Below are 20865 nucleotides of genomic sequence, written 5' to 3' on the forward strand. Positions count from 1 at the left end.
AGGACTGTTTGAGATTTCTTTCTTATTTTAGTGATGCTGATAAGATTTAATTATATATTAAAGTAAAAAAGAATTCGTAATAACCATTACGAATTCTTTTTACATATTGAATTAAAGTTCTTCAATAACTTTATTTATAAGCTTAGTGAAGGTTTCTTTAACTCTTGCTGAAGTTTCAACAACTTCTTCATGATTTAAAGGTTGGTCTAGGATTCCTGCAGCCATATTAGTTAAACATGAAATTCCTAAAACTTTCATTCCAGAATGAGCAGCCACTATTACTTCTGGAACCGTTGACATACCAACGGCATCAGCACCGAGAATTCTAGCCATTCTTACTTCAGCAGGTGTTTCATATGTTGGACCACTAAACATCATATAAACTCCAGTTTTAATATTAATTTTTAAATTGTTAGCGATTTCTTTTGTTTTTTCAATTAATTCTTTTGTATAAGCATTAGATAAATCAGGGAATCTAGGTCCGAATTCATTTAAATTTCTTCCTATTAAAGGATTGTCTCCCGAGAAGTTAATTTGATCAGTTATTATCATTAAATCTCCAGGTTTAAAGCTTTCATTAACAGCGCCACAAGCATTAGTTACAATAAGGGTTTCTACTCCAATTAATTTCATAACTCTAACAGGGAAAGTAACTTCGTTAAAATGGTAACCTTCGTAGTAATGGAATCTTCCTTGCATTGCTACAACACATTTACCATTTAACATACCAATAACAAGTCTTCCAGCATGACCTTCAACTGTAGAAACAGGAAAGTGAGGTAAGTCTTTATAATCGTAGAATTCAGGGTTTTCAATTGAATCTGCAAGTGAACCTAATCCAGAGCCTAATATTAGCCCAATTTCAGGTTTATATTTAGATTTCTCTAATATAAAATCTGCAGCGGTTTTAATCTTACTTGTTAAGTCCATATAATCACCTCTCTAGATATTTAATGTACAATATAGAATTTATATTTTTCCTCATTCTATATTGTACATTATTTTTCAATAATTTCATTCATATAAATTATATCTTAAAGTTTAGTAAAAATAAACATTTGTGATCTCTATTATTTATTCAATATTATATCAGCAACTTTTACTACATCTCCTGCACCAATTGTTAATATTAAATCATTCTTAGATGCTTTATTCTTAAGATAATTCGCTGCTTCTTCATGACTGTGAACATTTATGCAGTTCACTCCTGTTTTTCTTATTGCTTCTCCAAGCTCTTCAGAACTTACAAGGCCTGTATTTTTTTCTCTAGCAGCATATATATCCATAAGAATTAATTCATCTACATTATCAAAACATCTTGTAAATTCTTCAAATAAGGTTTTTGTTCTTGTATAAGTATGAGGTTGGAAAACGGCATAAATTTTATTAGTTGGAAGTAATTTAGCTGTTTCTAATGTGGCTTTAATTTCAACTGGATGGTGGGCATAATCGTCGATTATAGTTGCTCCGTTAAATTCACCCTTATATTCAAATCTCTTATGAGCTCCCTTACATTCAGCTAAGCCATTTACAATAGCTTCTGCAGGAATTCCAAATATTAAAGATACACATACAGTTGCTAGGGCATTTAAAATGTTATGCTTTCCTGTCGTTTGTAATGTTACTTCGAATAGGTCTTTATTATCTTTAGAAACAGTAAAGGTTGCTTGCCCCTTATTGTTGAAGGATATATTCTTAGCTATTACATCGCCTTCATTTATTCCGTAAGTTATAACATTACAATTAGCTTTTTCTATTACATCTTTTATATTTTTATCTTCAGAATAGGCAACTAAATAGCCATCCTTTGGGATAAGGTTAACAAATTTAGTAAAGGCTTCTTTTATATGATTTAAATCTCTATAGTAATCTAAATGATCAGCATCTATATTTAAAATTATTCCAACATAAGGGAAAAATTTTAAAAAGGATTCTTTATACTCGCAGGCTTCAGTTATGAAGTATTCACTATCTCCTATTCTAAAGTTACCACCAATAATATCAAGTTCTCCACCAACTAATATAGTTGGATCTAAATTATTTTTTAGTGTTACATGAGATAACATGGAAGTACATGTAGTTTTTCCATGAGTTCCAGAAACAGCAACATTAAATTTATGACCTTTCATAATATAGCCTAAAAATTCAGCTCTATTCATAAGTTCAATATTTTTTTCTTTAGCTTCTATAATTTCAGGATTGTCAGATGGAATAGCAGCTGTATAAACTACTAAATCAACATTTTTTAAATTTTCTCTTTTATGACCTATGTATATTTCTGCCCCATTAGCTTTTAATTTATCAGTGATTTTTGATTCTTTAGCATCAGAACCAGAAACCTTAAATCCTTTTCTTAATAAAATGGCAGCAAGACCGCTCATGCTTATTCCACCAATTCCAATAAAGTGAACTTTTTTATTTCTATCTATATTTAAATTAAAAGACAAGATATCAACTCCTTATAAATTCTTATTATTACAAAAAATATGGTTCACCTTATAATTATATACAAATTTAGCTAAATGAACACATAAAAAAGAATATAAATTTTTTTGTAAAAAATTCAAATAAAATAAATATTATGTATTTAGAAGAGTAAAAATGTTGATAATATATTAAATATGGAATAAAATATGAATATTAGGATAAAAAATTATAATGATAATTCGGAAAATATAATTGAGGGTGATATATTTTGGAAAAATTGACTAGAAACAATAGGGTTGTTGCTATTACAAAATTATTAACAGAAAATCCAAATAAGATAATAGGATTGAATAAGTTTTCAGGCCTTTTAAATGCAGCAAAATCAACTATAAGTGAAGATATAGTAATAGTTAGAGAAGTTTTCGCAAAATTAAATATGGGAAAAATAGAAACAATAGCAGGAGCAGCAGGTGGAATAAAATATATTCCAAGTATAAATAAAGATGAAGCAAGGGAATTTGCAGAAGGGTTATGTGAATTATTAAAGGATGAAAGTAGAATAATTCCTGGTAATTTTATTTATGTTACGGATTTAATGTATGATCCAACAATAGTTAGTAGAGCAGGTCTTATATTATCAACAATATTTAGCAATAAAGAAATAGATTCTGTTGTAACTGTTGAAACGAAGGGAATTCCTTTGGCTTATGAGGTCTCGAAAAATTTAGGAATTCCTCTTGTAATAATAAGAAAAGAGGGTAAAGTTACAGAAGGTTCAACAGTAAGTATAAACTATCTTTCTGGAACAAGCGGAAGAATACAGCAGATGTCTTTATCAAAGAAATTAATGAAACCTAATAGTAAGTGCATTTTTATAGATGACTTTTTAAGAGGTGGAGGAACTGCAAAAGGAATAATAGATTTATTAAATGAATTTGATAGTAAGTTAGTTGGAATTGGAGTTTTAATAGATAATATAGGTGTGAAGAATAAACTTATTTCTGATTACATATCTTTAATTGATCTAAATAATTTAGATAAGGATAAAGAACTAGAAATAACTCCTTCTAAAATATTTGATGGAGATAATTTTAATTTATAAAAGAAATTATAAAAATTTTTAAAAAATTCTAAATAAAAAAAGGATTTATTGAATTTTTATAGAACTTTTTAAAGTATAACATCTAACGGAGGTGTAATATAATGACAATAACTGATGTGAGAATAAGAAAGATAGCTGCAGAAGGAAAAATGAAAGCTATAGTTTCTGTTACATTTGACAATGAATTTGTGGTTCATGACATTAAAGTAATCGAAGGACAAAATGGATTGTTTATTGCTATGCCTAGTAGAAAAACTCCAGATGGAGAGTTTAAAGATATAGCACATCCTATTAATACAAGTGCTAGAGAAAGGCTTCAATCAGCAATATTAGAAGCATATGAAAAAGCTAAAGCAGAAGAAACTGAAACTGTAATAGAGTAATTTATGTTACTGAAAAATAAAGGGGAAGACCCTTTATTTTTTTGCTTATATTTAAAAATTTATAGGACAAATAAGGTTGAAATGCATATTCTAATGCAATATAATAGAATGAGTGATTACGAACATTCTTTTCAAATCATAGAAATTTGTACTTAATGTTCTATAGTGAGGTGTTTTTTATGTATAAATGCGCTATTATTTTAGCGGCAGGACAAGGAACAAGAATTAAATCTGATATTCCTAAGGTCTTACACAAAGTATGTGGAAAAGAAATGGTTAACCATGTTATAGACACCATGAGAAAAGCTAGTATAGATGATGTTAATGTAATAGTAGGAAAAGGAGCAGAATTAGTAAAAGAAAAAACTTCTTTTAAAAATATCACATATTCATTGCAGGAAGAACAATTAGGAACTGGTCATGCTGTAAAATGTGCTGTTGAATTTTTAAAAGGGAAAAAAGGAGTTGTTGGTGTTTTTGCAGGAGATGCTCCATTAATTAAGCCAGAAACAGTTGAAAATTTATTTAATGAACATTTAGTAAAGGGTAACTCAGCAACTTTGTTAACTTCAATGGTTGAAGACCCAACTGGCTATGGAAGAGTAGTTAGAGCTGGGGATGAAGTATTAAAAATAGTTGAACATAAGGATTGTTCGCCAGAAGAATTGAAAATCAGAGAAATGAATGCAGCAATTTATTGCTTTGATATAGAAAGTTTAGTAGAGTCCTTAGATAAATTATCAAATGATAATAACCAGGGTGAATACTATTTAACTGATGTTATTGGTATTCTTAAAAATGAAGGGAAAAAAGTTGGAGCTATTGTTATAGATTATGAAGAAACAATAGGTGTAAATTCAAGAGTACAGCTTGCAGAAGCTGAAGAGATATTAAGAAATAGAATAAATTTAATGCATATGAATAATGGTGTAACTTTAATAGATCCTAAATCAACATATATTGGAGCTGATGTTGAAATAGAAAGAGACACTGTTATATATCCTAATAATGTATTAGAAGGTAACACTAAAATAGGTAAAGGTGTAATTATATATCCAAATTCAAGGATTTCAAATAGTGAGATAGACGATTTTGTTGAAATACAAGCTTCTGTTATTTTAGATAGTAAAATTGGAGAAGGTACAACTGTAGGTCCATTTGCTTATATAAGGCCAGATTCTGTAATTGGAAATAATGCAAGAATTGGTGATTTCGTAGAAATTAAAAAATCTAATATTGGGAATAATACAAAAGTATCTCATTTAACTTATATAGGTGATGCTTCTGTAGGTGAAAATTGTAACTTTGGTTGTGGAACAGTAGTAGTAAATTATGATGGCAAAGTTAAGCATAAAACAGAAATAGGAAATAATAGTTTTATAGGCTGTAATACAAATTTAGTATCGCCAGTTAAGATTTCTGATAACACCTATATTGCTGCTGGCTCAACGATAACTAACAATGTAAATGAAGGCGAACTTGCAGTAGCAAGAGCTAGACAAGTAAATATTCCAGGCTGGGTAGCTAAAAAAGGCTTAGATAAAAAATAGTATTTTAAATAAATGCAAATTAATTGCGAAAATTTTAAGGAGGTCTCCCCAAAATGATAACCCAAGGAAAAAATATTAAAATCTTTACTGGAAACTCTCATCCAGAATTAGCAAAGGAAATTGCAGATATTCTGCAATTACCTTTAGGTAAATCAAAGGTATCAACTTTTAGCGACGGTGAAATATCAGTAGATATACTAGAATCAGTTAGAGGAACAGATGTATTCGTAGTTCAATCTACAAGTTCACCAGTAAATAATAACCTTATGGAACTTTTAATTATGATAGATGCCTTTAAGAGAGCATCAGCAGGAAGAATTAACGTTGTTATGCCATACTATGGTTATGCAAGACAAGATAGAAAGGCAAAGTCTAGAGATCCAATAACAGCTAAATTAGTAGCAGATTTATTAACTGCTGCAGGAGCAGATAGAGTTTTAACAATGGATTTACATGCAGCTCAAATACAAGGATATTTTAATATACCTGTTGATCACTTATTAGGAGCTCCTATTTTAGCAGATTACTTTATAAAAAAAGGATTTGCTGAAGATGAAGATGTAGTAGTTGTATCACCAGACTTAGGAAGTGTTACAAGAGCAAGAAATTTTGCTGATAAATTACATGCACCAATAGCTATTATAGATAAGAGAAGACCAAGAGCTAATGTATCTGAAATAATGAATATTATAGGAGAGATCAAGGGCAAGAAGTGCATATTAATTGACGATATGATAGATACTGCTGGAACAATAGCAAATGCAGCAAATGCATTAAAAGATTTAGGAGCTAAAAATGTGTATGCATGTTGTACTCATGGAGTTTTATCTGGACCAGCTTTTGAAAGAATAAATAATTCTGCAATAGAAGAATTAGTTATGTTAAATACAATTAAATTACCAGAAAATAAAGATGTATTGAAATTTAAGTCATTATCAGTAGCTCCTTTATTTGCAGAAGCAATAAAGAGAATATACAACGATGAACCAATAAGTAAATTATTTGATTAGTACATATAGTCAATTGGCAATGAAGAATTGATAATTGACAATTTTGGAAATAATTCAGCAAGGCTGGATTATGAGGAACTTATAAAAATCCTTCGCTTTAAGCGAAGGATTTTTTTATATCCCTTCTCAATTCCACACTCATAACTACTAATTCCGCATTAATATAATTAACTTTTTGTTAAAAGCTCCAATAATTCCTTAGAAGAGGTTATAATAATAGACAAAGGAGTTGATTTGTTTGGATAATAAATTAGGTAAAGTATTAATAGTTGATGATGATAAAAATATCTGTGAAATAATAGATATATATATGTTAAATGCAGGATATGATACCAGAAAGTGTCATAGCGGAAAAGAGGCATTAGAGTTATTTGAAACTATAAAGCCAGATTTAGTTTTATTGGATATTATGCTTCCTGGAATTGATGGAGTAGAAGTATTAAAGGCAATAAGAAAAAATAGTCAAGTTCCTGTAATTATGCTTACAGCAAAAGGAGATACCTTTGATAAAGTTTTGGCCTTAGAGCTTGGAGCAGATGATTATATTGTTAAGCCTTTTGAGCCAAAGGAATTATTAGCTAGAGTTAAGGCTGTAATGAGAAGATATAACTTTACTGAAAAGGATCCAGAAATATTAAATTTTGATGATTTAACAATAGATATAAAGTCTTATACTGTTTTATATAAAGGTGAGGAAGTTAAAATGCCTCCAAAGGAGTTTGAATTACTTCATTACTTAGCAAAAAATAAAAACAAAGTATTTACAAGAGACCAGCTGCTTTGTGAAGTTTGGGGATATGACTATCCAGGTGATTCTAGAACTGTAGATGTTCATATAAAAAGATTAAGAGAAAAAATAAAGGGCGGAGAAAATTGGCAGTTAGAAACAGTTTGGGGTGTAGGTTATAAGTTTGAGGTGAAATAATGAAGAAAAAAAGTGTAATAAATAGATTTTTAATTGCATTTTCTTCTATTACCTTAATAATATTAATGATAATTGGCGGAATAATATCGGCTTGGTTTAGCATAAGTTATTCAAAGCAAAAAAAAGAGCTTTTAAATAAACATTTAGAATTAATGGAAAGTTACATTGGTGAAATCTTTGAGGAAAATAGTGATTTTGCCTATAATAAATTAAAAAATTCCATGGAAGTATTAAGCATATCCTTAAACATGGATACAATAATATTAGACAGGCAAGCTTATGTATATGCTGTATCTAATGATGAATTTAGCTATTTAAAATATAATAAATTTGAATTAGAAGATATTGATTTAAAAGAATTAACGCCAGAGGAAATAGCAGAAAGTCAATTTATATCTAAAAATAATGAAAAGAAAAAATCATATATAAAGGCATTAATCAATAAGCAAGACTTAATAGGATATATATATATAGTTGAAGATAATAAACCAATAACTTATATAAAGAATTTATATTTTATAATTTGGGCTTTATTAGCTATAGCTTTTATTTTAATAAGTTTAGTAAGTTTTTATATTGCTAAAAAGACTATTAGAACGCCAATAAAGAAAATCAATAATGCAGCTCAAAAAATTTCAAAGGGAGAGGTACAAAAAAGGATATACATAGATTCTCAAGATGAAATAGGAGAACTTGCAGAATCTTTTAACACTATGGCAGAGTCTATAGAAAGGGCAGATATTGTAAGAAGGGATTTTATATCAAATGTATCTCATGAACTTAGGTCACCAATAACATCTATAAAGGGATTTATAACAGGAATATTAGATGGAGTAATTCCAAAAGATAAAGAAAACTATTATTTAAATATTGTAAATGAAGAAATTCAAAGATTATCAAGATTAGTAAGTGATTTATTAGATATATCTTCTTTAGAATCAGGTAAATTTAATTTAAATATTGTAAGTTTAGATATTAATGAGATTATTACCTTATGTATTTTAAATTTAGAAAGAAAGATAAAAGAAAAAAATATGAATGTTGAAGTCCTATTTAGCAATAGGCATGAATATTGCATAGCTGATAGAGATAGAATAATTCAAGTTGTTACAAATCTCCTTGAAAATGCTATAAAATATGGAGACAATGATGGAAAAATTAAAATAGAAACCTATCCTAAAGGAAATTTAGTTTATATTAGTGTATTTAATACAGGACCTACTATAGAAAAGGAAAATTTAAATAAGATATGGGAAAGATTTTATAAAAATGATAAATCAAGAACAAATAAAATAAGTACTGGATTAGGACTTCCTATTGTTAGATTAATATTATGCCAACATAACCAAGACATATCTGTAGAAAACATTGAGGATAAGGGTGTTAAGTTTACTTTTACTTTATCAAGACAAATTGATCAGTAAATAGTATTGGAGGGTAAAACTTTGAGAGATGATTTTAATAAAGAAATAAAAGATGAAGATTATTGTACTTATGAAGAATTGCCTTCAATACATTTTAGAATAAGGGGAATAAGGAGAATTATTAATTTATTTACTAAGCTTTGCTTATTTATTTCTGTAATTGGAATATCAACTGTTATACTTACGGGAATTTCTATGAGGTATAAATATAATGAAGTTATGAAGCTTATCGAGCAGAAAATCCAAGGAGAAGATATGATTTTTGGCTATTCAGAAATAATAAATAAGGTTAGTAATTCATTAGTAACCATTGGTGAGAAGGAAGAGAACTTAAAAAAGGGAACATATTTTAAGAATAATTCTACAGGTATAATAATAGATAAATATGGTAAGATATTAACTAGTTATTCAAATATAAAAAATGTAGAAAATATATATGTAAAATTACCTATTAACAATTCTGAGCCAGTGATTGGAAAAATAATTATGGGAAATGAAGATTTAGATATAGCTATAATACAGGTTAATTTTGATGAAGAGTTAACTCCTATAAATTTTTCAAACTCAGAAGGAAACCTAACTGGAAAAAGAATTGCATTAATAAGCAATGCTGTGGGAGACGATTATATAGACAGTATAATTCCCGGAATAGTAACTTCTACAAATAGAAACTTAACAATAGAAGATAATGTAACTCCTCTTTTAGAACTTAACACAAATATAAATGAAATTAATTCTAGCGGAGCAATAGTTAATAATAAGGGAGAGCTTATTGGTGTTGCTAGTTATAAAATTACTAAAGAAATAAATAGAGAGGGTTTATATTATGGATTAGGCTTAAATGTAGTTAAGGAAATAATTAATTCAGTCAATGAAATAAAAGATATGTTAGGAATAGTTGAAGGCGGCTTTGTTAATAACGAAAATAATTCTAATGTATCAGGTTTTTATGTTGAAAGAATAGAGCAAGATAGTAATGCTTATAAATCAGGCTTAAGACCTACAGATATAATAATTTCTATAGAAAACACAGAAATAAAAAATATAAGTGATTTATATAGGGTATTAAATAATAATAAGGATAAAAAGATTATTAAATGCGATGTGCTAAAATATGGAGAGATAAAAGAAATAGAAATAAGAACTAATAATTAATAATTAATTTTCTAAAATTGCAGCTTTATTGTTAAGTTGCAATTTTATTTTAAATACTTTTATTATTGTAAAAAAATAGTATAATAATAACTATGTTACTAATCTAAGGAGGAAAAATAATGTTCTTAATAGTGGGATTAGGAAATCCGGGAAAAGAATATGATAATACTAGACATAATATTGGTTTCGAAACTGTGGATTATATTGCAAATAAGTATAATATAGACATAAATAGGAAAAAATTTAAAGGTGTATGTGGAGAAGGTTTTATAAATAATACAAAGGTAATATTATTAAAACCTTCTACCTATATGAACTTAAGCGGCGAAAGCGTAGCTGAAGCTATGAATTTTTATAAGCTCAAAAATGAAGACCTAATAATAATTTATGATGATATTAGTTTAGAAGTTGGAAGATTAAGAATAAGAGAAAAGGGAAGTGCTGGTGGACATAATGGAATAAAAAGTATAATAAGTAATTTATCCAGTGAAGCATTCCCAAGAATTAAAATAGGGGTAGGACAACCTAAGGGAGATCTTGTATATCATGTTTTAGGAAAATTCAATAAAGAAGAGATGGAAATTCTTAAAGAAGTTGTTGAAGCTGCATCTGTTGGAGTAGAAACTATTATTAAAGATGGTACAAAAGAAGCAATGAATAAGTTAAATGGGTTTAAAGCATCAAATATAGAGTAATTAAGGACGGTGTAGATATGAGGTTAAAGGGGGTATTAGAGCCCTTAAATAGTTATAATAATTTTAATAAGATATTAGAAAGCATAAAGGGAAAAAGATATCCAGTAAATATTAATGGATTATCGGAATCTGGTAAAAGTTATATTATTTATAGCATTTATGAAAACATAGATTCCTCCTTAATAATATTTACAAATAGTGATATGGAAGCAAAGAATATATATGAGGATTTAATATTCTATACAAATGATGTATATTATTTTCCTACTAAGGAAGTAGTTTTTTATAATGTAGATGCTATTTCTGGAGATTTAAGATGGGCAAGGTTAAAAGTTTTAAAAGAACTCTTAAATGATAATAAGAAAATAATAGTAACTTCAATTGATGCTTTAAGTTCTTGCTATGTACCTAAGGACTTATTTTTACAATATAATTTTAAATTAAAGGTAGATGATGAAATAGATTTCAAGGAACTTTCTAAAAGATTATTAGAAAGTGGCTATGAAAGAGTTGAAACAGTAGAAAGAAAGGGGCAATTTTCTTTAAGAGGGGGAATACTAGATGTATATCCTCCAATATCAACTTATCCATATAGGGTGGAGCTTTTTGGAGATACAATAGAGTCAATAAGAATATTTAACACAGAATCTCAAAGAAGCATAGAAAAGGTAAATGAACTAGAAATTTTTCCAGCGAAAGAAATTATATTAACTGAAGAATCAGTAGCTCTAGGAAGAAGAAATATTTTAGATGAATTAGATGAACTAAGAGAAAAATTAGGGTCAAGGGATGAAAAGTTTATAAAATTAGAAAGTATAGTGAGATCAAATATAGAATCTTTAAATGAAAGCTTAACCTTTGAAACTATAGATAGTTATTTGCCTTATTTCTATAATAAGCCGGATAGCTTCTTTAATTATGTAGAAAACTATTTATTTATTGTAGATGATGTTAAAAAGACTGAGGGAAAAATAGATAGTATATATTTTGAGTTTAAAGAAAATTATGAAGCCTTTTTATTAAGAGGAGGAATATTACCATCTCAAAATAAGTTATTAATTGATAAAGAAGAGTTGATTGTAAAACTTGAAAAGGAAGAAGTAGTTACATTAGATATTTTTGAAACTAATAATAAAATTTTAAGTCCTATAGATAAATATTTTATTAATCAAACAACTTTAAGCAGTTATCAAGGACAGTTAGATTATTTAATAGAGGATATTAAGGAAAAAAAGAAAAATGGGTATAAAACCTTGATATTATCAGGTACGAGAGCAAGGGGAGAAAGATTAGTAAAGACCTTAAGGGAAAGAGAAATAGAAAGCTCCTATAAAGAAGATATTAAAGAGATACAATTTGGAGAAGTAGTTATTACTTTTGGTAATCTTTTAAAAGGTTTTGAATATCCAGATTTAAAATTATGCATAATTTCAGATAAAGATGTTTTTGGAGAAGCAAAAAGAAAGATTCCCAAAAGATTAAGTAAACAAAAAGGTATTGCTAAGATAAAGAGTTTTACTGACCTTAAGCCTGGAGACTATGTAGTACATGTAAATCATGGTGTTGGGGTATATAAAGGAATAAAGCAAATAGAAGTTGATGGACATAAAAGAGATTATTTAGATATTGTTTATGATAAGGGAGATAAGCTTTATGTTCCTGTAGATCAAATGGACTTAGTTCAAAAGTTTATAGGAGCAGAAGGTAAAAAAACTAAGGTAAATAAACTTGGAGGATCTGAGTGGGCTAAGGCTAAAACTAAGGTTAAGAATTCCATAAATGAAATAGCACAAGACTTAGTCAAGCTATATGCAGCAAGATCTACTATTAAGGGATATAAATTTAGCAAGGATACTGAATGGCAAAAACAATTTGAAGATGAATTTCCTTATGAAGAAACTCCAGATCAATTAACTTCACTAGCAGAAATTAAAGCCGATATGGAATCAGATAAGCCTATGGATAGACTTCTTTGTGGAGATGTTGGCTATGGAAAAACTGAAGTTGCTTTTAGAGCTGCTTTTAAGGCTGTTATGGATGGAAAGCAGGTAGCATTTTTAGTGCCTACAACTATTTTAGCAGAGCAACATTATAAGAATATGTTAAAAAGATTTTCTGATTTCCCAGTAAGAATTGATATGGTAAGTAGGTTTAGAAGTGCTAAGGAACAAAAGGCGACCCTTAAAGCTGTTAAGGAAGGTAATGTGGATGTACTTGTGGGAACCCATAGATTAGTTTCTAAAGATGTTGTTTTTAAGGATTTGGGTCTTTTAATAATTGATGAGGAGCAAAGATTTGGAGTTTCCCAAAAGGAGAAAATAAAACAGCTTAAAAAGAATGTTGATGTTCTTACTTTAAGCGCAACACCTATTCCAAGAACTTTACATATGTCTCTAACTGGAGCTAGAGATATATCAGTAATAGAAACACCACCAGAAGAAAGATATCCTATTCAAACATATGTTGTAGAACAAAATGATCAGCTTGTACGAGATGCTATATTAAGAGAAGTTAATAGAGGTGGCCAAGTTTATTATGTCTATAATAGAGTTGAAACTATAGAGGATATGGCTAAATATATCAGTGATTTAGTTCCGGAATGTAGAGTTGGAATAATTCATGGTAAAATGACAGAAAAGCAACTTGAAAAAGAAATGATGGAATTTATGAATCATAACTATGATATACTTGTATGTACCACAATAATAGAAACAGGTATAGATATACCAAATGTTAATACAATGATAGTTCATGATTCAGATAAAATGGGATTATCCCAGCTATATCAATTAAGAGGAAGAGTTGGTAGATCAAATAGAATAGCATATGCTTACTTTATGTATACAAAAGACAAAATATTAACAGAAGTTGCAGAGAAAAGACTAAAAGCCTTAAGAGATTTTACTGAGTTAGGATCAGGTTTTAAAATTGCTATGAGGGACCTTGAAATAAGAGGTGCTGGAAATATGATGGGGTCAGCTCAGCACGGGCATATGGCAGTTATAGGCTATGATTTATATTGTAGAATGTTAGAAGATACAATTAAGCTTATTAAGGGAGAAATAGAAGAAGAACCTATTGAAACATCAGTTGAATTAAAAGTAAATGCTTATATTCCAGGAACTTATATAGAAGATGAAATGCAGAAAATAGAAATTTATAAGAAGATAGCAGCTATAGAAAGCATAGATGACTATATGGATATAAAAGAAGAGTTAGAGGATAGATACTCAGATATTCCAGAACCTGTATATAATTTAATGGATATAGCTTATATAAAGAGTAAGGCCAAGGCTCTTTCTATTGAAGAAATAAAAGAAATTGAAAAAGAAGTAAGGTTTATATTTAAAGAAAGTGTTAAGAACTTAAATCAAATTTATAAATATTTACTAGAAAATTATAAAGACTTAATATTGTTGAGTTTTGAAGAAAAGCCATACTTTTCAATTAAGACTATAGAAATAAAAAAGGATGGTATCTTAGGCTTTTATAAGAAGATCCTAGAAGATTTAACAAAAGATAAGTAAAATATTTTATATAAATTGAATAATTGTCACAGAATTGATATACTTTTTATGTATAATCGTAATAGACTAAATTTAACGAGAAATGAGGGAACATCATTGATTAAAATTAATAAAATTTTAGCTGCAGGAGCTTTAAGCATATTTGCTTTTTCAGCAGTAGGATGTAATATGATAGCAAAAACACCAGAAGCTATAGCAAACACAGTTGTAGCTAAAGTTGGAGATTTAAAAGTAACTAAAGGGGAAGTAGAAGAAGTAGCAGGTCCAGTTTTAGAACAATATTATGGTGAAGATTATGAATCTAATACTGAGGCTGCAGAAACAGTGAAAAATTTCAGAACTCAAGCCTTAAATTTATTAGTTGAACAAAAATTATTAGAAATAAAAGCCAAGGAAATGAACATTTTACCTACAGATGAAGAAATTAATAAAGAAGTAAATGAATATCTTGAAAGTATGCAAGAAACTTATGGTGGAGAAGAAGGCTTCAATAGTGCTTTAGAACAAGCGGGATTAACTTTAGAAGAATATAAAGAAAACCTTACAAAAAATATAAGAATGCAATTAATATCAGAAAAGGTTACAGATGATATGTTTAAAGATATAACTGTAGCTGATGAAGAAATTAAAACTTATTACAATGAGAATACTGACTCATTTAAAAGTGCTACAGTATCTCATATTCTAGTTAGTGATGAGGCAAAAGCCAATGAATTAAGAGAAAGAGCTTTAAAAGGTGAAGATTTTGCTACATTAGCAAAGGAAAATTCAGAAGATACTGGAACCAAAGAAAAGGGTGGAAGCCTTGGAACAGTGACTTATGATTCCACACAATATGTAACTGAATTTATGACAGCTGTAAAAGCTCTTAAAGAAGGGGAAATATCTGAACCTGTAAAGAGTACTTATGGATATCATATAATAAAAGCTGAAAATGTTAAGGTTGATAGTCTTGAAGATAAAAAAGAAGAAATAAAAACTACTTTAGAAAATGAAAAGAAAAATGAATTATATACAACTAAAATAGAAGAGTGGAAAGAACAATATAAAGTTAAAACTTATGAAGGAAGACTTTAATCAGTGCACAGTTGTTAGTTCACAGTGTACAGTTTAGGTAGATTTTCAGGTTTAGCTGAAAATAGATAAAAATAAATAAGGAATTAAGACACCTTGAGTGTTAAAAACTGCTAGCTTCTGTTAGCAGTTTTTTGTTTTTATTTATTACTTTTTATTGCTAGTTTTTAATTATAAAAACCAGATAATGATTTGATTTTATCAATTGAATAAATTTGCCTTTATGTGTATAAAATTTCTAAGAAGTCAAATAATAATAGTGCAACTAATTATTATTAAAGTAAGGAGGTATCTCATAATAATGAAAGCTACAGGTATTGTAAGACGTATAGATGATTTAGGTAGAGTTGTAATACCAAAGGAAATCAGAAGAACTTTGAGAATTAGAGAAGGAGATCCATTGGAAATCTTTACTGATAGAGAAGGTGGAGTTATTCTGAAGAAATACTCACCTATTGGAGAATTAACTGATTTTTCAAAGGAATATGCTGAAAGTTTACATCAATCAATAGGACATAGTGTTTTAATAGCTGATAAGGATGCTTTTATATCAGTTAGTGGATCACCAAAAAGAGATTATATGGAAAGAAAGGTAAGCAGCGAACTTGAAAAAATAATGGAAGAAAGAAAGGCTGTTATTATAACAGACGAAGCTAAAACTATTCCGTTACATAATGATGAAGAAAAAGGAAAGTATACTAGCCAGGTTATTGCACCAATAATAGCAGAAGGTGATGCTATTGGAGCTGTAATAATATTAGCCAAGCAAGATAATGAAAAATTAGGTGAAGTAGAGCTTAAATTAGCAGAAACTGCTGCAGCTTTCTTAGGAAAACAAATGGAACAATAAAAATAAGCTTAAAAAATAAGTAATAATACCTCTAAACTAGCAATACAAATTTATTAGCGAACATTTCGAGTTTGGAGGTATTTTATGAAAAAACAATCATTACTTAAAGCAAGTTTGATTCTTGGAATTGCAGGTATTGTTTCAAAATTCCTAGGGTTATTTTTTAGATGGCCTTTAATAATGTTAATAGGGGATGAAGGTGTTGGATATTATCAAATGTCTTATCCTCTTTACATGTTTTTTGTTGCAATTGCATCAGGAGTCCCAGCAGCTATATCTAAAATGATATCTGAGAGAAATGCAAAGGGAGATGTAAAAGGTGTATTTGAAATTTTAAAAGAATCAAAAATTTTAATGATGTTTCTTGGGATAGGAACATCTCTAATATTATTTTTCTTTGCTAAACCTATTATTAAATTTGTTCAGTGGGATCCAAAGGCTTATTATTCTTTAATAGGAATTTCCTTGGCACCTATTATAATTTCTATTATGACAATCTACAGGGGATTTTTTCAAGGACTTCAAAATATGACTCCTTCAGGAATTTCTCAAATATTAGAGCAAATAGGAAGAGTAGTAATTGGAGTTGGACTAGCTTTTTTATTATTACCTAAAGGAATAGAGTATTCAGCAGGGGGAGCAGCTTTTGGAGCAGCAGCAGGAGGTTTAATTGGTTTATTATATCTTTATGTAAAATATATAAAAGTAAAGAAGAAAATGTGGAATAGGCCTATTAAGACTAATCCTAAGGTTTTAAGTGAAATATTAAGAGTAGCTCTTCCTATTTCTATAGGAGCAACAGTAGGAACAATTATGAGTTTAATTGATTCTATACTAGTGCCACAGAAGCTTTTACTATCAGGATTAACTTCTGAACAATCAACAATTTTATATGCTCAATTGACAGGAAAGGCAAGTGTTATAATAAATATTCCATTAACCTTATCAGTAGCTTTAGGAACTTCCTTAATACCTATAATAGCAGAAAATTATGTTATGAGAAAAAGAAGAGCCTTAGAGGAAAAAATACAGATGTCCTTTAAATTATCCTTTTTAATTGCTTTACCTTGTACCCTCGGATTATTTTTTCTTTCTGAACCAATAATGAAGGTTATATTCCCAGGAAGATCAGAAGGTTCATTAATACTAAAATATTTATCTATTTCAGTGCCATTTATAATAGTAACTCAAACAACTACATCAATTATGCAGGCAATAGGTCATTATATAAGACCAGTTATAAATTTATTTATTGGCTGTATTGTGAAAGTTATATTAACTTATTTACTTGTTCCAATACCAAATATAAATATATATGGAGCTGTTTTAGCTAGTATATCAGCTTATCTAGTAGCAACAATACTAAATATGATTTCTTTAAAAAATAAAATTAAAGTTAATTTCAATTTAAGAAGTACTTTTATAAAACCTCTTATAGCGTCCCTTTTCATGATTATAGGAGTAATAATAAGTTATATAAATTTATTAAATAAAACTAATAGTAGTAATTTATCTTGCTTAGGATCAATATTTATAGGTATTATTATATATATGGTACTAATACTAATATTAAGAGTATTTACCATTGAAGATATAAAAAGCAGGGTAGTAAGAAATTAATTAGTAAGGAGATGACCTAATGATAAAGATAATAGGTTTAGGGCCTGGTTCTCCGGAGGCTTTAACAATTGGAGCTGCTAAGCTGTTAGAAAAGGGAGAAAATATATATTTTAGAACAAAGCATCATCCTATTGTGAATTTCTTGAAAGATAAGATTAAAAATTACGAAACCTTTGATAAATATTATGAGAATAGTGAAAATACAGATGATATAAATGAGAAAATTGCTAATGAAATATTAACAGCACATAAAAAAACTAAAGATGTAGTATATGGAGTTCCAGGAAATCCATTGACTGCAGAAAAAACAGTTGCTATTTTAATAAAAATATGCAAGGAAAAGAAAATAGATTATAAGGTTATTCCTGCAGTGAGTTTTATTGATTCTCTTATGGAAACTTTAAAAATAGATCCAATTGAAGGATTAATGGTTATTGATGCCTCAGATATTAATAATCAAATTTTAGATAAAAGGGTAGCTACTATAATTGCACAAGTTTATAACAAATCAGTTGCTTCGAAGTTAAAAGAAAAACTTTTAGATAGTTATAATAAACAAACAGAAATATATTTAATAAAAAATCCAGGGATAGATGAAGCGGAGATAATAAGAAAAATTCCTGTATATGAATTAGATAAACAGGAAGATTTAGATAATATGACATTTATATATGTTCCAAAGGACAAAGATAATAAGAAGGATTTTTATGATTTAGTTAATTTAGTAGAAACTTTAAGAGGAGAAAATGGGTGTCCTTGGGATAGGGAACAGACTCATCAAAGTATAAAAAATGAGTTGATTGAAGAAACTTATGAGCTTATTGAGGCCATAGAAGAGAATAGGATAGATGGAATGATTGAGGAACTTGGAGATGTATTATTTCATGTAGTATTCCATGCTTGTATTGAAAATGAAAATGGTAATTTTAATATTACAGATGTAATTAATGGAATAATAGCTAAAATGGTTTATAGGCATCCGCATGTTTTCGGAGAAAAAGAAATTAATAATACAGATGAAGTTCTAAAGAGTTGGGATGAATTAAAAAAGCAGGAAAAGAAATACGAAACTATTACTGAAGAAATGAAATCTATTGCTAAGACATTACCAGCTTTGACTAAGGCCCATAAGGTACAGAAAAAGGCTGCAAAAGTTGGTTTTGACTGGGATAGTATTGAAGAAACTTCAAAAAAAGTAATAGAAGAATTAAATGAGGTTTTAGATGTATATAAAACCAAAAATGGGGAAAAAATAAAGAAAGAAATAGGAGATTTGTTATTTTCCTGTGTTAATTTATCCAGAAAGCTAAATGTAAATGAAGAAGAAGCATTAAATATGACTATAAATAAATTTATAAATAGATTTTCATTTGTAGAAGAAATGGCATTAAAAAACAATAAAAAATTAAATGATATGACTTTAGAAGAGATGGATAAATTTTGGGAAATTGCAAAAGAAAATGAAAAAAATAAAAAATAAAAAAGGATTTTAAATTTTTTTGAAGAATAATATAAACAGTTGTTGCTATACTATACATAACTTATTGTAAAAAAACGGTTTTTTTGTTATAAAAGTAGAGAAACCTATAGACTATCAATAAAAGAGGTTATATAATAAGATAATGTAGTTATAGTACATATTAAGGAAATAATTAACTACTAAAAATATTAAAACGGGTTATTTAAGGAGGATGTAATTGTGAATAAATCAGAATTAATCACTAGCATGGCAGAAAAAAGCAAATTAACAAAGAAAGATGCTGAAGCAGCTTTAAAGGCTTTTATTGAAACAGTTGAAGAAACTCTAGAAAAGGGTGACAAAGTTCAATTAATCGGATTTGGTACTTTTGAAACTAGAGAAAGAGCTGCTAGAGAAGGAAGAAATCCAAGAACTAAGGAAGTTATCAATATTCCAGCATCTACAGTACCAGTTTTTAAAGCAGGTAAAGAATTTAAAGACAGAGTTAATAAGTAATATTAAGAACCCGAGTTATCTCGGGTTCTTTTTTAGAAAGGAGATTGATTATGAGATTAGATAAATACCTTAAAGTTTCAAGAATAATAAAGAGAAGAACTGTAGCAAAAGAAGTTTGCGAAGGGGGAAGAGTTTTTATAAATGATAAAGTAGCCAAACCTTCAACTGTTGTTAAGGAAGGCGATGTAATAGAAATACAATTTGCAAATAGATCCTTAAAAGCTAAAATAACTAATATTGCAGAACATGTTAAAAAAGAAAATGCAAAAGAAATGTATGAGATCCTAGAAGGAGAAGAAGATAAAGAATAAATATAATAAATCCTTCATATATTTTAATAAGAATATTTGGAGGAGATATCATGGAGAAGAAAATTGAAAATAAATTAGAAGAAGCAAGAAGTAATATATATTTAGAAAATAGAAAAAAGCTAACTCTTACAGGAGCTGAGGAAGTAATTAGTTTTGATGATGAAAAGATATTATTAAATACAAAATTAGGATTTTTAACAATTAAAGGTTCTGAATTAAAAATGAATAAGTTAGATGTTCAAAATGGAGATTTAATAATAATAGGAAACATAGCTTCTATAGTTTATAGTAGTAAAGAAGGTAAAAAAGAAAAAGAAAGTATAATATCAAGGCTTTTCAGGTAGGTTTATATGCCGTTAACTTTAGAAGTTCAATTTCAAACTGTACTATATTCTATTTTATCTGGTATTTTAATTGGTGTTTTATTTGATTTATATAGTATGGTAAGAGGAATAAAAGTACCTAAAATAATAGTCATAATTGAAGATATATTATTTTGGGTATTAACGGCCATAACAGTCTTTACTTTCTTACTATATAAGAACTATGCTTTCCTAGGGCCATATGTTTATGTATTTATGATTTTAACGTTAATCATTTATTTAAAAATTATTAGTTCAAAAGTTAGAAAAATAGAAATGTATATTATAGAAAAAGTAAGCTGGCTATTTAGAATAACTTTTAAAACTTTATCCTATCCTTTAAAAATAGTATATTATAATATTCTAGGAAAAAAGTAGGAACATAAAAAAATAGCTTGAATAAAATATTTTTAGTGTTTAAAATAGATATATAATATATTTAAAGAGGGTGTTGTAAATTAAAAAGCGATTAACT

19 protein-coding genes are annotated in these 20865 nt (G+C 28.2%); 17 read left to right on the plus strand and 2 right to left on the minus strand.

Going from position 1 to position 20865, the window contains the following annotated elements:
• Positions 1–111: 111 nt before the first annotated feature.
• Together BEN51_RS00710 and murC are read right to left on the minus strand one after the other, a co-directional pair.
• Positions 112–930 carry a purine-nucleoside phosphorylase gene (locus tag BEN51_RS00710; RefSeq protein WP_119864207.1) on the minus strand — a complete coding sequence of 273 codons (819 nt, stop codon included), beginning with the start codon at positions 928–930 and terminating at the stop codon, positions 112–114.
• 140 nt (positions 931–1070) lie between these two features.
• Positions 1071–2447, minus strand: a complete 1377-nt coding sequence (gene murC, locus BEN51_RS00715) for a UDP-N-acetylmuramate--L-alanine ligase (RefSeq protein WP_119864208.1) — start codon at positions 2445–2447, stop codon at positions 1071–1073.
• A gap of 248 nt (positions 2448–2695) precedes the next feature.
• Between murC and purR the strand changes: the two genes are divergently transcribed.
• The 17 genes from purR to yabQ all read left to right on the plus strand — a co-directional run bounded on the left by purR (position 2696) and on the right by yabQ (position 20768).
• Positions 2696–3529, plus strand: a complete 834-nt coding sequence (gene purR / locus BEN51_RS00720; protein WP_119864209.1) for a pur operon repressor — start codon at positions 2696–2698, stop codon at positions 3527–3529.
• A 101-nt stretch (positions 3530–3630) separates the two neighbouring features.
• Positions 3631–3912 (plus strand): septation regulator SpoVG, encoded by a 282-nt coding sequence (spoVG, locus tag BEN51_RS00725; protein WP_119864210.1) that lies wholly within the window; start codon positions 3631–3633, stop codon positions 3910–3912.
• A 179-nt stretch (positions 3913–4091) separates the two neighbouring features.
• Positions 4092–5462 (plus strand): bifunctional UDP-N-acetylglucosamine diphosphorylase/glucosamine-1-phosphate N-acetyltransferase GlmU, encoded by a 1371-nt coding sequence (gene glmU / locus BEN51_RS00730; protein WP_119864211.1) that lies wholly within the window; start codon positions 4092–4094, stop codon positions 5460–5462.
• Between the two features lie 53 nt (positions 5463–5515).
• A complete protein-coding gene (locus BEN51_RS00735) occupies positions 5516–6472 on the plus strand; it encodes a ribose-phosphate diphosphokinase (protein ID WP_119864212.1) in 957 nt (318 codons plus the stop codon).
• 238 nt (positions 6473–6710) lie between these two features.
• Positions 6711–7397 (plus strand): response regulator transcription factor, encoded by a 687-nt coding sequence (locus BEN51_RS00740; protein WP_119864213.1) that lies wholly within the window; start codon positions 6711–6713, stop codon positions 7395–7397.
• Positions 7397–8821, plus strand: a complete 1425-nt coding sequence (locus BEN51_RS00745; RefSeq protein ID WP_119864214.1) for a sensor histidine kinase — start codon at positions 7397–7399, stop codon at positions 8819–8821. Before BEN51_RS00740 ends, BEN51_RS00745 begins: the two co-directional genes overlap by 1 nt.
• A gap of 21 nt (positions 8822–8842) precedes the next feature.
• A complete protein-coding gene (locus tag BEN51_RS00750) occupies positions 8843–9976 on the plus strand; it encodes a S1C family serine protease (RefSeq protein ID WP_119864215.1) in 1134 nt (377 codons plus the stop codon).
• Between the two features lie 119 nt (positions 9977–10095).
• Positions 10096–10671, plus strand: coding sequence for an aminoacyl-tRNA hydrolase (gene pth, locus BEN51_RS00755; protein ID WP_119864216.1), 576 nt, complete (start codon positions 10096–10098; stop codon positions 10669–10671).
• 17 nt (positions 10672–10688) lie between these two features.
• Entirely contained in the window at positions 10689–14198 is a 3510-nt protein-coding gene (gene mfd / locus BEN51_RS00760; RefSeq protein ID WP_119864217.1) for a transcription-repair coupling factor, read from the plus strand.
• Positions 14199–14246: 48 nt separating this feature from the next.
• Complete coding sequence (locus tag BEN51_RS00765) at positions 14247–15275, plus strand: peptidylprolyl isomerase (protein WP_236906232.1); 1029 nt, start codon at positions 14247–14249, stop codon at positions 15273–15275.
• Positions 15276–15573: 298 nt separating this feature from the next.
• A complete protein-coding gene (gene spoVT, locus BEN51_RS00770; protein ID WP_119864219.1) occupies positions 15574–16122 on the plus strand; it encodes a stage V sporulation protein T in 549 nt (182 codons plus the stop codon).
• 84 nt (positions 16123–16206) lie between these two features.
• Positions 16207–17742 (plus strand): putative polysaccharide biosynthesis protein, encoded by a 1536-nt coding sequence (locus BEN51_RS00775; RefSeq protein ID WP_119864220.1) that lies wholly within the window; start codon positions 16207–16209, stop codon positions 17740–17742.
• Positions 17743–17761: 19 nt separating this feature from the next.
• Positions 17762–19222 carry a bifunctional methyltransferase/pyrophosphohydrolase YabN gene (yabN, locus tag BEN51_RS00780; protein WP_119864221.1) on the plus strand — a complete coding sequence of 487 codons (1461 nt, stop codon included), beginning with the start codon at positions 17762–17764 and terminating at the stop codon, positions 19220–19222.
• Between the two features lie 219 nt (positions 19223–19441).
• Complete coding sequence (locus BEN51_RS00785; protein WP_119864222.1) at positions 19442–19717, plus strand: HU family DNA-binding protein; 276 nt, start codon at positions 19442–19444, stop codon at positions 19715–19717.
• 50 nt (positions 19718–19767) lie between these two features.
• Positions 19768–20028, plus strand: coding sequence for an RNA-binding S4 domain-containing protein (locus BEN51_RS00790; protein ID WP_119864223.1), 261 nt, complete (start codon positions 19768–19770; stop codon positions 20026–20028).
• Between the two features lie 50 nt (positions 20029–20078).
• On the plus strand, positions 20079–20372 hold the full coding sequence (gene yabP, locus BEN51_RS00795; RefSeq protein WP_119864224.1) for a sporulation protein YabP: 294 nt from the start codon (positions 20079–20081) through the stop codon (positions 20370–20372).
• A gap of 6 nt (positions 20373–20378) precedes the next feature.
• The gene (gene yabQ / locus BEN51_RS00800) at positions 20379–20768 is read left to right on the plus strand and encodes a spore cortex biosynthesis protein YabQ (RefSeq protein ID WP_119864225.1); all 390 of its coding nucleotides are present in this window, start codon (positions 20379–20381) and stop codon (positions 20766–20768) included.
• Positions 20769–20865 lie beyond the last annotated feature (97 nt).

The organism is Clostridium isatidis (assembly GCF_002285495.1).
In the GTDB taxonomy this organism is placed as follows: domain Bacteria; phylum Bacillota; class Clostridia; order Clostridiales; family Clostridiaceae; genus Clostridium; species Clostridium isatidis.

Bases quoted from the DNA above. Each gene is read 5' to 3' on its own strand.
- BEN51_RS00710 (WP_119864207.1), bottom strand. From the start codon at position 930: ATGGACTTAACAAGTAAGATTAAAACCGCTGCAGATTTTATATTAGAG.
- spoVG (WP_119864210.1), top strand. From the start codon at position 3,631: ATGACAATAACTGATGTGAGAATAAGAAAGATAGCTGCAGAAGGAAAA.
- glmU (WP_119864211.1), top strand. From the start codon at position 4,092: ATGTATAAATGCGCTATTATTTTAGCGGCAGGACAAGGAACAAGAATT.
- BEN51_RS00735 (WP_119864212.1), top strand. From the start codon at position 5,516: ATGATAACCCAAGGAAAAAATATTAAAATCTTTACTGGAAACTCTCAT.
- BEN51_RS00745 (WP_119864214.1), top strand. From the start codon at position 7,397: ATGAAGAAAAAAAGTGTAATAAATAGATTTTTAATTGCATTTTCTTCT.
- pth (WP_119864216.1), top strand. From the start codon at position 10,096: ATGTTCTTAATAGTGGGATTAGGAAATCCGGGAAAAGAATATGATAAT.
- mfd (WP_119864217.1), top strand. From the start codon at position 10,689: ATGAGGTTAAAGGGGGTATTAGAGCCCTTAAATAGTTATAATAATTTT.
- BEN51_RS00765 (WP_236906232.1), top strand. From the start codon at position 14,247: ATGTATAATCGTAATAGACTAAATTTAACGAGAAATGAGGGAACATCA.
- spoVT (WP_119864219.1), top strand. From the start codon at position 15,574: ATGAAAGCTACAGGTATTGTAAGACGTATAGATGATTTAGGTAGAGTT.
- BEN51_RS00775 (WP_119864220.1), top strand. From the start codon at position 16,207: ATGAAAAAACAATCATTACTTAAAGCAAGTTTGATTCTTGGAATTGCA.
- yabN (WP_119864221.1), top strand. From the start codon at position 17,762: ATGATAAAGATAATAGGTTTAGGGCCTGGTTCTCCGGAGGCTTTAACA.
- BEN51_RS00790 (WP_119864223.1), top strand. From the start codon at position 19,768: ATGAGATTAGATAAATACCTTAAAGTTTCAAGAATAATAAAGAGAAGA.
- yabP (WP_119864224.1), top strand. From the start codon at position 20,079: ATGGAGAAGAAAATTGAAAATAAATTAGAAGAAGCAAGAAGTAATATA.
- yabQ (WP_119864225.1), top strand. From the start codon at position 20,379: ATGCCGTTAACTTTAGAAGTTCAATTTCAAACTGTACTATATTCTATT.